General features: G+C 39.2%; 14 protein-coding genes. 8 read left to right on the plus strand and 6 right to left on the minus strand.

Going from position 1 to position 14,550, the window contains the following annotated elements; translation table 11 throughout:
• Window positions 1–48: 48 nt before the first annotated feature.
• Window positions 49–408, minus strand: coding sequence for a winged helix DNA-binding protein (locus M2448_RS00165; protein WP_280644214.1), 360 nt, complete (start codon window positions 406–408; stop codon window positions 49–51).
• A gap of 448 nt (window positions 409–856) precedes the next feature.
• Here M2448_RS00165 and M2448_RS00170 point away from each other — a divergent pair, with 448 nt between their 5' ends.
• The 3 genes from M2448_RS00170 (at window position 857) to M2448_RS00180 (ending at window position 4,399) form a co-directional block, all read left to right on the plus strand.
• On the plus strand, window positions 857–2,608 hold the full coding sequence (locus M2448_RS00170; RefSeq protein ID WP_280644215.1) for a glycosyltransferase family 39 protein: 1,752 nt from the start codon (window positions 857–859) through the stop codon (window positions 2,606–2,608).
• Between the two features lie 27 nt (window positions 2,609–2,635).
• Window positions 2,636–3,127, plus strand: a complete 492-nt coding sequence (locus M2448_RS00175; protein WP_280644216.1) for a GtrA family protein — start codon at window positions 2,636–2,638, stop codon at window positions 3,125–3,127.
• A gap of 141 nt (window positions 3,128–3,268) precedes the next feature.
• Window positions 3,269–4,399 carry a hypothetical protein gene (locus M2448_RS00180; protein WP_280644217.1) on the plus strand — a complete coding sequence of 377 codons (1,131 nt, stop codon included), beginning with the start codon at window positions 3,269–3,271 and terminating at the stop codon, window positions 4,397–4,399.
• Window positions 4,400–4,403: 4 nt separating this feature from the next.
• On the opposite strand, the gene M2448_RS00185 is transcribed toward M2448_RS00180, so the two are convergent.
• Window positions 4,404–5,306, minus strand: coding sequence for a transporter (locus M2448_RS00185; RefSeq protein WP_280644218.1), 903 nt, complete (start codon window positions 5,304–5,306; stop codon window positions 4,404–4,406).
• An 847-nt stretch (window positions 5,307–6,153) separates the two neighbouring features.
• Here M2448_RS00185 and M2448_RS00190 point away from each other — a divergent pair.
• Together M2448_RS00190 and M2448_RS00195 are read left to right on the plus strand one after the other, a co-directional pair.
• Window positions 6,154–6,516, plus strand: coding sequence for a BlaI/MecI/CopY family transcriptional regulator (locus M2448_RS00190; protein WP_348523104.1), 363 nt, complete (start codon window positions 6,154–6,156; stop codon window positions 6,514–6,516).
• A gap of 89 nt (window positions 6,517–6,605) precedes the next feature.
• A complete protein-coding gene (locus M2448_RS00195) occupies window positions 6,606–8,309 on the plus strand; it encodes a M56 family metallopeptidase (protein WP_280644220.1) in 1,704 nt (567 codons plus the stop codon).
• A gap of 117 nt (window positions 8,310–8,426) precedes the next feature.
• Here M2448_RS00195 and M2448_RS00200 read toward each other — a convergent pair whose 3' ends face one another.
• The 4 genes from M2448_RS00200 to M2448_RS00215 are packed head-to-tail and all read right to left on the minus strand — an operon-like array spanning window position 8,427 to window position 11,542.
• Complete coding sequence (locus M2448_RS00200; RefSeq protein ID WP_280644221.1) at window positions 8,427–9,125, minus strand: head GIN domain-containing protein; 699 nt, start codon at window positions 9,123–9,125, stop codon at window positions 8,427–8,429.
• Between the two features lie 10 nt (window positions 9,126–9,135).
• The gene (locus tag M2448_RS00205; RefSeq protein WP_280644222.1) at window positions 9,136–10,443 is read right to left on the minus strand and encodes a hypothetical protein; all 1,308 of its coding nucleotides are present in this window, start codon (window positions 10,441–10,443) and stop codon (window positions 9,136–9,138) included.
• Window positions 10,444–10,453: 10 nt separating this feature from the next.
• Window positions 10,454–10,996, minus strand: a complete 543-nt coding sequence (locus M2448_RS00210) for a hypothetical protein (RefSeq protein ID WP_280644223.1) — start codon at window positions 10,994–10,996, stop codon at window positions 10,454–10,456.
• Between the two features lie 12 nt (window positions 10,997–11,008).
• On the minus strand, window positions 11,009–11,542 hold the full coding sequence (locus tag M2448_RS00215; protein WP_280644224.1) for an RNA polymerase sigma factor: 534 nt from the start codon (window positions 11,540–11,542) through the stop codon (window positions 11,009–11,011).
• A 165-nt stretch (window positions 11,543–11,707) separates the two neighbouring features.
• Here M2448_RS00215 and M2448_RS00220 point away from each other — a divergent pair, with 165 nt between their 5' ends.
• The 3 genes from M2448_RS00220 to M2448_RS00230 all read left to right on the plus strand — a co-directional run bounded on the left by M2448_RS00220 (window position 11,708) and on the right by M2448_RS00230 (window position 14,222).
• Window positions 11,708–12,409, plus strand: a complete 702-nt coding sequence (locus M2448_RS00220; protein WP_280644225.1) for a hypothetical protein — start codon at window positions 11,708–11,710, stop codon at window positions 12,407–12,409.
• Entirely contained in the window at window positions 12,402–13,064 is a 663-nt protein-coding gene (locus M2448_RS00225) for a hypothetical protein (RefSeq protein ID WP_280644226.1), read from the plus strand. The genes M2448_RS00220 and M2448_RS00225 overlap by 8 nt, the downstream gene beginning before the upstream one ends.
• A gap of 78 nt (window positions 13,065–13,142) precedes the next feature.
• Window positions 13,143–14,222, plus strand: coding sequence for a DUF4831 family protein (locus tag M2448_RS00230; protein WP_280644227.1), 1,080 nt, complete (start codon window positions 13,143–13,145; stop codon window positions 14,220–14,222).
• Window positions 14,223–14,550 lie beyond the last annotated feature (328 nt).

A 14,550-nucleotide genomic window follows, 5' to 3' on the forward strand; every position in this document is an offset into this window, starting at 1 on the left:
ATATTATAAATATTTGTTATTAGCAATTATATGTTTAAAAAATTAGTCCTATCCTATCAGTCCTGAAACTTGGGTGGCAAGTCCCGAGAAGTCCATATTCTGAGCTTGCATGGCATCAGTCTTCTCTTTTCCCAGTTCGGTCAGTGTAAAGATCATTTGACGTTTGTCTGTTGTTCCCATTGTACGCTCTATATAGCCTTTAGCTTCTACGGTCGTGATTATTCGTGATACGCGTGAATTGGATAAACCAACAAAATCACAGAGTTCGTTTGCCGACTTCGGCTTTCCGTCTTTGAGGCAACAAAGAAGCATTCCCTCGTTGATGGTGATTCCATTCTTTTCAGCAAACTCTTTCTCGAAGTTATAGAGTGCTTTATATACATCTTTTAATTTACAAATCGGTTCCATTATTTTATTTGCTAGTGGAAATTATTCGCAAAGGAAAATATTATTATCGACAAATACAAATTATTTTAATGTTTTATACATGGTCTGATGAATTTTAACTAAAACCTGACAAACATTACTAGTTTACTAGTTTTTTTAGTTTACTAGCTTGCTAGTTTAAATTTGGCTCCGCCGATTACTTTGCAATTCTTTTTTCTAGTAAACTAGAAACATCGTTCAGCGGAACAAGGTGTAGCTAACTCTATAATCTAGTACACTGGTTATTCAAAGATCGCTTTTCGTTGTTAACTGATGACTGATGACTGTTGACTGATACATAGATAAACATATTCTATGAAAATAATACATGCACATATACTATTTCTATGGGCTTAGCCTGTTAATAACCGGAAATTATAATTTAAAAAAGAATAAAAACTTATCTTTGCACCAAATATTTACCTGAGATATGAGAAAGTCGCATTTTCTGCAAACGCTTTATCTACAAAAGCCACTCCTTCTTATACTGCTGATAGCCATAATATCTACCCTGCCATGGATAGGTATGGGCGAGTTCTATACAAAGGGAGAGCCGCGCGAAGCAGCTTTAGCGATTTCGATGATCGAAAAAGGAGAGTGGGTGATTCCATCCAATTATGCAGACGAATTTGCATATAAACCCCCGTTGAATCATTGGTTGATTGCCGGATTCTCACTAGCTATAAATAAAGGGGAAGTGACTCCGTTTACATCGCGCCTACCGTCTACACTGGCTTTTATAGCCATGATAGGAGTCTGTTTTATGTTCTTTGCACGTCGCCGTCCTGTATTAGAGGCATTTGTCTCGTGTCTCATTCTCATTACTTGTTTCGAATTACATCGGGCTGCCATGACTACTCGTATAGATATGTTGCTGACAGCTCTGATGGTGTGTGCTTTGATACAAATGTACACATGGTACGAGAAACGGCGGTTCGGGCAGCTGTTATCGATATGGTTGCTGATGAGCTTTGCTACGTTAGCCAAAGGGCCTGTAGGCATACTTGTTCCGTGCATGATCTTCGGAACATACCTGCTTATACAAAAAGATAACTTCTTCAAAGCCACATTGAAATGCCTGATAATAGGAGTTCCTGCACTTATTATACCTTTCATTTGGTACTACGCTGCTTATCAGATTCAGGGTGAAGCTTTCCTGGATAAGGTATTTGCCGAAAATTTCGGAAGATTCCTGAGTATGAAGTCATCAAATCTGGATATAACCTACGAACTGGGTGTGGAAAACCCATGGTATTATTATCCGATAACCCTTGTAGCCGGATTTCTCCCTTGGACTCTGTTACTGGCTATTTCCCTGTTCTTCATAAAGTATAAAAAGCCGGCAGGAACAATAAAGTCTTTCTTCCAGAAGATATTGTCAATGGATAAAGTGCATCTGTTCAGTCTTTCGGTAATCGTCGTGTCGCTGATATTCTTTACCATTCCTACTTCGAAGCGGAGTGTGTATATCATGCTTGTCTATCCTTTTATAGCTATATTTATTGCCCGCTTTTTCATCTACCTTACCGAAATGAAGCCTTTGGCAATACGTATCTCGACCTCTATATTGGTAACAATCGGTATTCTGATGCTGATTATTGTAGGGCTGGCTTATACGGGTATTATTAATGTAGAAGAGCTGTCTCACCATATATCGAAACGTGAGCGGACACTGCGCGATATAAAGCTATTCTCAGATATGTTTATAAATATCGGCTGGAACGGATTGTTTGCCATACTCGTTCTTCTGTGCGCTGTTGCAAACAGTATTTATCTGTTGAGAAAGAAGATAAACGTAAAAATACTGATGGCAGGCTTTGGTCTTATGTTTGCTCTGAACATATTTCTGGATGTATATCTGCTCGCCGGGTTCAAAGATTCATATTCAGCTAAGCCTTTTGCCGAAAAGCTTTCGGATAAATATGAACTCAGGGATAATGTTTACGTTACCAACTATCTGAAAAACTACAGAAATCTGTATGGCCTGAATTTTTACTTACACAACAATTTTAGAAACATTGCGACCGAACAGCCTGAAAAGGGCTTCTTTGTCGCTCTGAGACAAGATATTGACCGGATACAGGAAGAATACAACAACTATAATTTTACTTTACTCGAATCCAGTGATAAATTGAACGATTGCAAGGATAACATGCTATTCTTCAAGATAGAGAAGAAATGATTTTGAGTAACAAACGGAACTACATACATGAAACAGCAAATTAGCAATCTGGCTAAAAGAGAATCTGTCAGGCAACTTATAAAATACGGTTTGGTGGGAATGACCGGTCTGGTAATAGAGATGACCGTCTTTTACCTGTTAGCTAAAAAGTTTTCGGTTCATTATCCTTTCTCCGGGTTTATCAGTGACATGCTGAATGGCAAGATGTCCGTAGCTCTCATAGATACCGATACGTCACACATCATAAGCTCGGTATTGGCTATTACCAATAATTTTATACTCAACAGCTATTTCACATTCAAAGTTACGGACCATAAGGTAAGGCGTTTCTTTACTTTCTTCGGAGTAGCAGCAGTCGGACTGGTTATCAGTACCACCCTTATGACTATTTTTGTCGGTAAATTCCAGATAGACGAAATGCTTTCAAAGGCACTGGCGCTTGTTATTGTTGTAGCTATTCAATTCTTTATTAACAAGTTTTTCACGTTCAGGCAACACAAACAGGAAGATTTAACGTGAGTGCATCAAACAAAACCTATCATCATTTGTTTAAAATATAAATTAAGGAGGATTATGCAGATTTATTGGATAAATAAAACTGCATAGCTATCATGGAAAAACAAACTTATACATAACTCCTTTTCTGATAAATAAATCAAGATGCTTAATAAAGGAATAAGAAAATATTTATCGAACCCTGCTATCGGACTTCTTCCATTTGTCCTGTTTGTTGTGTTGCATACAATGAATGTGCTGGATTCGTATGCGCTCATTGCCGGACTTGTATTTGCTGTTGCAGGAGAGATACTGATCAGGAACTACTACAAGAGCAGAGGTTTCAGTGTTACCTTCTACATTTCGGGTATATCTATTGTGATCACCCTCCTGATATGGTTTCTGACCTACCGGTATGTATGGAAACCCAATACATACATTGTGATATGTGAAGTATCTATTATCTCCTTGTTTATGGTACTCAGAGCCAGTAAAACGTATATTGCAGCGAAATTTTTCCGTCAAAAGAACCTATTGCAAAAGGCTCTGATGAACGAGTTTTTCGACTCTGCTACATTTCTGCAATACGGGCTCACCATTCATATATTCTGCATATTGCTATACCGGCAGTTCACGCTAGCCAATCCTGCCGAACGGATTATCGACCCTATCATTTTCTCTGTACTGCCTATACTCATTATATTGCTTATCGGAGCCTATCAGGCATTTAAAGTAAGCGCATTGTCTTCTAAGTTAAAACATGAGGAATGGCTTCCTATAGTAACCGAAAAAGGCGAAGTGACCGGAAAAATAGCCAAAAGTGTTTCCTTCAACATGAAGAATAAGTTTCTTCATCCTGTAGTAAGGGTTGCTTTGATATCCAAGTCGGAAGTCTACTTACAGGAAAGACCTGCTGACGATATCCTTAACCCCGGAAAACTGGATTATCCTTTCGAGAAATACATGCTGTTCAACCATGAGATAAATCTGGCTGCACGTAACAGCATCCGGCAGATGGTAGGTGAAAATGTAGATGTCTCCGTTTCGTTCCTGCTGAAATATGTGTTCGAAAATGAAGATACAAAACGCCTTGTATTCTTGTTTGTAGCCAATCTTGAAGATGGAAGCAAGGTAAAGAGGGATGGGAAAATGACCGGAAAATTCTGGACTGTAAAACAGCTTGAAGAAAGTTTTGTTGATGAAATATTCAGCGAATGCTTCGAGTTGGAATTCGAGTATCTGAAAAATATGGTGCTGGTACCTTCCGATATTATGAAACAGGCACACGCAAATTGAGCTGCTACAAATTCTTTCTGTTGCGCCACACCTGATACGAGTTCACGATATTTTGCCATAGCACATAAGCCCCCGGCCCGATAGACGAAATAGGGCTGAGGTAAGTCTGTGCCATCCAGATAGCCAGAATAGTATTCTTCTGCCCCAGTCCCTGTCCTCCGGCAACAGTATTGTCATAGCGGCTTCCCAGCCTGCGCCCTGTAAAGAACTGTGCTACGCAGACTATCAGTGCGGCAAGGGCAATCGATATCTCTACTATATAGTTGGGGCTTTCCTGATCGCTGATAAACTGTACGGTTTTCCCTGTGATGATGACCAATGCTATCGACCACAGATAGAATGAAAGGCTTTTAGCTTTTTGTATTTCATAGTGTACTCTGGGTAATAGCTTCTGTAGCAATAAGGCGCCGAAGAAAGGCAGGAATAACAGTATAAATATCTTCTGGAAGACAATCCACAGCGAGTGTATGAATGACGAAGCATCTACTTCTCCTGTAAGGGCAAACAGTATGGGGGCTACGAATACGACAGTCATATTGCTGAGCAGGCTGTATGCGGTAAGGCTCTCCACATTTCCGCCGAGCATCCCCGTTATCACCGGAGCCGAAGTTGCCGTAGGAGCCAGTACACAGATCATAGCCCCCTGTGCTATGATGGGATTTACCGGAAGCAACAGCAGATAGACAATAATGCAACCGAATACCTGTATAAGGATAAGCCACAGATGCAGGCGCGAAAACTTTATGTCTTTGAATGAAATATTGCAATAGGTGATAAGGAGCATAGAGGCTATAAGGTAAGGGGTGAGGAAGCCCAGCGCATCCATATACCGGTGCAGAAGCACACCTGTAATCATGGCTATAGGCATCATGTACGATTTTATCTTATTTACTATGTTGTATCCCATATTTGTATTTTCTATTCACCTTGCAAAGCTACTGTGCTTTTTAATAAAACCTGATAAAGATGACATTTTTTATAAGCCGATAGTTAATAAAATTTTAACTAAACCCTGATGAAACTATTACGCTGGCGCGGCAGCGGGGTGTGGGGATTTCAGCATCGTTTACATTTTGTGCTTGTAACTGGCACAAGGTAAAGATGAAGAGTAATATGATGATGTGTAGTTGTTTCATGGATATTTTTTATTCTATTTCTCTTAATTTTAAAGCACATTCCTATTCAAAGACATATGAGGTATTTAATTGAACTTCAAATATTTCTTGAAGCATATTTATGTGTACTTCTCTTCATGAATGACCCAGCTATTTGCATAAATGCACTACGGGTATGATTTATAATACTGTATCATCTTATTTTAAGTTTAAAAAAGGACTCACATCAATCGAACTATTTGAATTTTTGAAACACCTAATTTTGATTGAAATGACAGACCAAAATAAGATTCAAATTTAGAATAAAAATCTCCAATAAAAGAACCTGATTCATTTATATTTCTTTTCATGTCTACACCTCCAATTTTTCCATTATTTCCTATTCGGTTTTGAACTGTGATACAATTGCGTGGCAGCGAGGGCAGTAGCAGCACCGGAGTATCAACTTTGGGATTGCAAGCCCCGAAAAAGGGAAGTGAAATTATATTTTTTCAAAGAAAACACAAATATTAAATCATTTTAATTTACTGTGTATTAATATATTATATCGCAATAACTAAATATTTAGTTATTTAATTAACGTTTTAGTTGTATAACTAAAACAGTAGTTATACATTTGCGTTTTATAAATTAATGATTATGGAAATAGATCTTACCAAATTAGAACTTAAGCTGATGAATATCCTGTGGGATAAAGAGAAAGCATTTGTAAATGATATCATAGAAATATTGCCCGAACCCAAACCGGCATACACTACTATTTCAACTATGATGCGCATTCTTGTTAAAAAAGGCTATGTAGCATATAATGCTTTTGGCAAAAGCCACCAGTATTATCCGCTTATACATAAAGAAGATTATACACATACGCTTTTGCAAAACACAAAAGATAACCTGTTTGGCGGATCTTTGAAATCGATGATTTCATTTTTTGCCGAATCAGAAAAGCTTTCATCAGCAGAAATAGAAGAACTGATAGAAATACTAAACAGCACTAAATAAAGAACTGATAAAATCTAAACCATGGAATCTTTACTACTCACGATTATAAAGATAATAGCTTCATCAAGCCTTTTATTTGTATTTTATTTATGCTTATTCAAAGGAAAGGCATCATACCTTGCGAGCCGCTTTTTTTAGTGGTGATCCCTCTGTTGAGCCTGATCTTTTCATTGACAACCATAGAGACCGAAAATGGAATAGCCGGTTTTTCGATATCAGGTTTGTTTGAGAACAAAAGCGAAATAAATAATAATTTGGCGGCGAACTATACGGCAGCATTCAACTACGATGCTCCAGCAATCGAAGAACAGGCAATCACAGCTCCCCCTGCATTATATCCATATCCGGGGAGTGAGATTATATCCGGAAAGAACCACGACTATACAATTCCTGTAGTAGTGATGATAGTGTATCTGCTTGTTTCGCTTACACTTGCCGCTTCAATAATCCGGCAAATGCTACGGATCAGAAAAGTATGCGCCGAAGAGCCATTACGCTATGTAGGAAATGTTCCGGTTTACAGCAGCAATAATGTACAGAGTTCATTCTCCGTTATGAAAAAGATTTATGTTCGCAACAATATAGCCGATGAAAAACTGAACCTCATCATACAACACGAATACCAGCATATAATATCCCGCCATTACATCGATCTTATTATATTAGAAATCATGTCTGTTTTGTTGTGGTTCAATCCTGTAGTCTGGCTTATCCGCAAAGAACTGCGTGCTGTACACGAGTTCGAAGCCGATACAAAACTATTGCACAGCGGCATCAAAGCACGTGAATACATGATTGCTATACTGGAAGAAACTACAGGAAGAATACCTTCTCTGGCAAACGGTTTGCGGGGATCACTAATAAAAAAACGTTTTATAAATATGAAAAATGAAAATCGTGTTAGATTCAGAGCCCTGAGGGTTGCTCTGACAGTTCCTTTCATTGTAATATTGCTTATCTTTTTTAGCTGCAAGCAAGCCGAAAAAGGAGTAACAGCGCAATATGAGGAGCAGTATAAGTCGAAACTGGTAAATGTTGAGAATGTGGGCGACAGACTCTTATATGAAGTCAGGAATTCTAACGGTGAATATGAACTGTTTTGGAGCGACGAGCTAGCAGAGAAAGTCAAAGATATGGCTTCTTTCAGAATCAAAGGATTGCCCCCTGTACGTATGATAAATGTTGACCATGAAGGTAATTACATTAAGGATGCAACCGATGACTATCCTATCTATGCAAATAATCTGGAAGAGGGATTTGATTACGCCCGCCATAATGTAATCCTAGCTGCTGATGGTTCGTGGATAAATCCCGATGGGGTGGCTCTTGTAGACTGGACAAGGAGTTGCGGCGTCAAGTATAATGCCAAAGCAATAACAAACAAAAGGATATGGGTAAAAGAGAAATATTTACAACAGCCCAGACGTATATTAAGAGTTGAAGCCAATGACAAAGAGACTAAAATTACTCTTGCAACTACAAGCTATTCGAACTGGGTATGGAGATTTACCGACAAAAATACCTGTCTGATAGATAAAAGCACCGGAGATCGTTATATGATTCGTGACATTGAAGGAGACGAAGAAGTCGGACGGTTATCTATACTTGAAGGCACAGATAGAAAATGGTTTGAAGCCACCTACATTTTCCCTCCATTAAAGAAAGGTGTGGAAATGGTCGATTATTATTCTCCGTTCAATAACGTAGATGCTCCGGAAGATTACAATGGTACAGAGGCCTATATTCCTGATATCAAGGTGAAAAATTCATATCAGGGGGAGATAATACGGTAACTGAATCTAATGACTCTTTTCTCTAAATATCTTTAACCATAATACAAAACGGCTTCGGAAAATTTCCCGAAGCCGTTTCTTAGCTTTGATTATAATTATCATTATCTCGAAAACCTGTTATCGTTTGATGTCACCGCCACCCGATTTATTGGCAACTACATTACCTGCTGTTAGCTGACTAATATTGATGTCGGCACCACCACTCGCCGATACTATCGCATTTTTCACATTCCCACTGATAATCAGATCAGCACCGCCACTGGCTGCCGCAGTGAGGTTATCGACATCTGCCTGGCTAATCTTACCATCGCTGCCACCCGAGAATGCGAGCGTCAGATTTTTTCCTTTAAATCGTTTGATCTCACAATCGGCGCCGCCAGAAAATGCGATTTTACATTCATCTGCCGACAGGTCATCTATCTCTACATCGGCACCGCCCGAAGCAGCTATATTTATAGATTTGCCTGCGGCAAGCTTTTGTGCGCTGAAATCAGCACCACCCGACATTCCTATAGCACTAAGAGTTGGAGCAGTCACATATGCTTTTATCTGGGTATTGCGTGCAAAGTTTTCACCTTTTTTTCTCTTCAGTTCAAGCTTGCCTTCTTTCACCGTTACATCTATTTTCGGCATATTTTCGGCTACTGTCTCTATCTCCAGCGAATACGAATTGCCTTGTGTAAAGTAAACATCTATTCCCGAACTGGAAGCTATCTTATCAAAAGATGTTACTGTTTGCTTTTCTTTTACCACTTGCGCCGAGATTCCCAGACTCACAACACAGCACATCATTAACAATACATTTCTCGTTTTCATCGTATTATCTTTATTTAATTAATATATCTGCATAAGTACTTCTCATCACTATTTTGGCAGTCGGTGTACCTGTTCCTATCTGTCCCTGTTTTATTACATTCGTATTGGTCTCCCTTTGCTGCACATTGCTCAATGTATGCTTTTTCCCTATATCTACACTGCCAAAAGTAGCACTGGTATCGTATGTAGCTTTGATCCCTGCGGGAAGCTCTATTGTCATATCGGTATAACTCCCTGTCATATCTATTGTTTTCAGTTTTGGCGATATGGTTTTTATCTTAATATCCCCATAGGTGAGTTTAGCGTCTATTGACGAAACGAGGGTACCAATTGAAACATCGGTGTAAGTAAATTTTCCTTTTATATTATCTATTGTACCTATCTTAAGGTCTCCATATAGCAGAGATCGTTCTGCGACTACATTTTCGACTTCACTCAGTACATAGTCACTATAACTACCCGATATCTCTGCCGATTTTACTTTCTTAATATTTATATCCGAATATGCACCGACAATTTTTATATTTTGAGCTTCTGTCACTTTCAGGTCAGAATATCTTATATCAAAGAAAGGAGTCGTATTTCCTGAAATCTTCTGGGCATTGAAATCCCCGTACCATTGATTTACACGGATAGGGCTTGTCAATTTATCTGCCTTTATATCTCCGTATTTCAATTCTATATCCAATGACACATCTTCGGGGATACTGATTATATAATTAATCTTTGAAACGGAATTTGTGCCCGACGTAATTATTGATAATGAGCTATTTGTTACACTTGCAGAAGATGTACCTTTCACATTTCTCGAATCGAAGTACTGTATTTCGATATCAACCTGCTTTTTATCCGATTGCCTAATGATAATATTTCCATACTTATGATCAATTTTCACATTCGATATGCCTGTGAAGAGCTTCGTTTCGATGCGTTTAGGTGTACCCTTCTGATTGTTTTGATTTTTCTCTTTACCTTCATTATTATCAAAATTCCGTCCAAAATTCTTAAACTCTTTTGCATACTCCCGGAATTCCTCTTTCATACCCATAAAATCTTTTCCAAAATCGGATTTGAACTCCTTCCGTAGTTTAGATAGTTCTGCAGAATTCATCCGCATCGATTCTCTGAATTCGGCAATCTCAGTAGAGTCGAATTTGATTTTGGGGATTTCCATATTTTTCAAATCCTCAAACATCTCGTCCATATCAGACAAGTCAATCTTGCCCCTGTATGTATGTGTTGAATCCTGTGGTATCCCTGCATCGACTTTCAGCAAGGCAAGGCAAAATAGTCCTATTAATATTATATGCTTTTTCATAACGTTAGCTTTAGCATTTTGTGTATTTTCCTAATTTCTCATTTATATTCTCAAGTACTTGTATGTTCGTCTTATAGTGTTTCACCAGATAATGTATCGCGACTTCCTGATTATCGGATTTTTTCATTTCTTCCACAAAAGCCGTATTACTATCCACCAGTTTTTGAAGATCGGCTGTCAGTTGTGCCTGATTTTCGGTATCGGTATAAGCCAGTTTGCACATAATATCTGCAATCTGTTCCTGCATCTGCTGATTGTAGTATTCATTCGTTGCCTCAAGTTCAGTTTGTACTCCGCCATTTTCCTGTGTTGGCAGCACATCTATACTACCCGGAGCCAGAAATTTGACTGACACTGCAATAAGTATTGCGACAGAGGCTGCAACTGATATAAGACTGAATAGTCTCACTTTCCGAGCAGGCTTACTTTGCTTCTTTTTTTCATCCTGTTTCGCCAATAATGCCTCGAAACGCTCGAAGTGCCCTGCATCGGGTTCTTTATCGTCGAAAAACGGCCTGTTATCTTCTATGTATTTTTTTCTGTTATCTTTCATATTACACTCCTTTCATGCAATAAGTTCTATCAGTTTTTGTTTTGCTCTCATATATTGTATTCGCACTGTTCCCGATGCAATGCCCAATATCTCGGCTATCTCCTCATGGTCGTATCCTTCTATCAGATAGAGGGTAATGACCAATCGCCCCGATTCGGGCAATTTTGCGATGGCAGCCTTTACTTGTTCCACCTTTTCCAGTACCTGTTCCCATTCTTCCTCGTCCTGAGTATCTTCTATCTCGTAATGGATATTCTCGTTCAGGTCTGTCAGTTCCAGTTCTTTCTTTCTGAGTTTATCGATGCACGTATTCACCGATATTCTCACCAGCCATGCTTCGAAAGGGATAGAATCGCTATACGTATCGAGTCGCGAAAAAGCTTTCAGAAAACTTTCCTGCATGGCATCCTCTGCCTCTGCCGAGTTTTGCAACACACGATAACATGTATTATATACTCTCTTGTAGAAAGTACTATACAGCTGCATTTGTGCGCGGCGCTCGCCTTTTCTGCATTGGTCTATTATACCGTGTTCGAAACTGATCATCTATTTTTGGTTACCCTTTCATATATAATGTACGGACTAAAAAAAGAAGTGTTACAAAAGAAAGAAATATTTTTCCGGAAAAATAAAATATTTGAAAAAACAACCGCTTTTTATGGAAAAGAAATGCTAGTTTTATCTACTCTATAAAACTTTACATTTCATACTATGAGAAGAATACTTATATTTTTTCTGCTCACCCTCATTTTTACTTCGTGCAGCGAGAAAGAAAAGATAATGCTGGATGCGGAGAAAGTATATCTGGTAAGGTATCGTTCTCGTTGGTTGGATGATTATAGTACAAGACTTACGATTAACGGATTTGCCGAAATAGATAAGTCATTCAGTACAAATATATATGTGTGCGATTTTGTAGGCGACAAAGGTTATTACCAATGGCAGCTACCCCTTGACGATAGTACAAAGACACGAATAAATAGGGTTATTGACAGCTATCCTGTGGACACCTCTTTTTATGATGAAAATAATGTCAGGCTATATAGTGGATTATATGCTTTTCTACTGATAAAGAAAGCGGATGGCAAACAGGTATTTCTCGATTTAGATATAGAAGATTTGCGTAACGAACTTGAACTCTTATATAATGAGCTGCCAGATAGGACAGGCCATGTAGATACCAGCAAGGGCGTACTGGCAAACGACATGAAAGTGGTTTATAATATTGTAGTCGAAGATCTGGCACACTCACTTCCGAAATGGATGTTTACGGACAGATATATTGCACCGCCTGCCCCTCCCCGAAGATGGCGCGAGCAGCATGGTATAGATCCCAAACTGATCATTGCCGCCCCTGTGGGCATAGTGCCGGATACGATAGATTACCTTAAAATAATTAATGACGATGAATAGAATAATAATTCTCATTATACTTATCGCTTTTCTTTCGTGCCGGAAGAATGAAATAAAGCTCCCTGCCGAAAAAATGTATCTGGTAGAATATATCTTTGATGTACCCGACCCCCCGGAAACGGAATTCACATTCTATGTGAACGGATTGAGCGAAATAGATCCGTTCTATAATGTAGTGACTACCCAACGAAGCAAATGGAGAGGAGACTACCGTAGCACAACGTTTACACTTGCCGACAGCGTTAGAAACAAAATATCCGGAATACTCGACAAATATCCGCGTGATACTACCTTCTACAGTCTCAACAATAAGGTGAGCACGCGTCTGTACGGTGGCTATTACTACTTTTTGTGGATAGAACGCAACGATAATTCGCGCATACTGCTGGATATGTATATACCTGACGATCTGCCCGAAGACATGAAGTATGTCTACAGGAAAGTGTTTGAAGACTACAAAGGGCGGAAAACAGGTTATGTGGTTACAGATGTGGATTCTTTGCAACAATACTTTTCCCGGTTTGAAAAATGCCTGCCCAAGAATCATATTTCGAGACCTCCGGATATAGTATGGGATCGGAATTCGGGTTTCCATGCTCCCGAAATCACCGATACTGAAAGCAGTGACGACAGCGAATATTCGGAAGAAGATTGAAGCAAACAGCCTTAACCTCTGCATTTTTCATAAAAAATACTTAGCTTTGTGGATAAATATATTTAAAACAGAAGACTTATGAGGCATTGTATAAGCTTATTTCTGCTTCTTGCTATCGGCACAGCTACAGCATTTTCACAAAATACAGTAAAAATGAGTGCGGTGAAAGCTAACGACTTCGGTGTGGCTTACTCGCTTCCAAAAACCTCGATTGTAATAACCATAAATTATACAAAAAAGATACGGAAGACAGGCGAATTTTTCCAGTATGCCGAAAGGTACCTGAATATATCCAACCCCATTACGGAAGATGCGACTATCTACACGCTGAACAGTATAGAATCGAGAACAAGAGGATTGGTAGACAAAGATAAATCGTATCTGGTAGAGTTCAGATCGAACACTACAGCTCCATTTGTAACCCTTACCAAAGATGGTGTGATATGCGCTATCAACAGTGACTATACCTTCGAGGACGATGGTCTTCCGATGAAAACCCAGCAAGAATTGCAACAGTCTCTGAATCCGAAAAGCTTTTTGTCGGAAGAAATACTTCGCGCCGGTTCGACTGCCAAACAAGCCGAACTGATCGCTAAACAAATATACCGCCTGCGCGAAAGCCGCACAAACATACTCACAGGAGAAGCCGATAATATGCCGCCGGATGGGAATGCTTACCAGTTGGTAATGAGACAGCTCGATGAACAAGAGAAAGCACTTACTTCTATGTTTGCGGGAACAGAAACTGAAGTACCTGCGACAAAAGAATTGGTGATAACCCCTGATGAAAAGAATATCGACAACAGGATTATCTGCCGCTTCTCGTCAAAACTAGGAATAGTAGATGCCAACGACCTATCGGGTGCGCCAGTTTACCTCACGCTGAAAAATAAAGAACCCAAACCCGAGCAGTTCCTTACCCCGAAGGAAGAGAAAGAGCTGGAAAAGAAATTCTCTTCGGGCATTATCTACAATATTCCGGCTAAGGCAAGCCTGCAAGTAACATACAATGGCAGAAACTACGTACAGAAGGAATGCGATATAGTGCAATACGGCGTACAGGATGTACTGGTTAAGCAAATGTTCGACAACGCCAAACAGCCCATAAAGGTGATCTTCTATCCTGATATGGGAGCTATAAAGCAGATTATACAGTAAAGGGTGACTTATCATAGTGTCTCATGCTCAAAATCTCGAACAACATAAAAGCATATAAAATTCTGTCAATATACCTCTTAGCTCTTTTCGCCTCATTGGGGTGTACTGGTGGAAATAAGTCAGAGCGAAATAATGAGAATGAACATGTTGATGAAATTCCATCAATAAACAGACCTTTAAATTCGGATAACATTTTCGATTTGAAAGGATTAAGAGCAAACTCTGAGGAAAGATTATTAGGTGTTCCGTTACTAAATAGAAATATCTCTTTACGAGCAAGAACAGCTTATGCGATTTCTGGCCTTGAAAACCCTGAACTGCCGCGCGA

The sequence above is a fragment of the Dysgonomonas sp. PF1-14 genome, from assembly GCF_029892965.1.
Classification (GTDB): domain Bacteria; phylum Bacteroidota; class Bacteroidia; order Bacteroidales; family Dysgonomonadaceae; genus Dysgonomonas.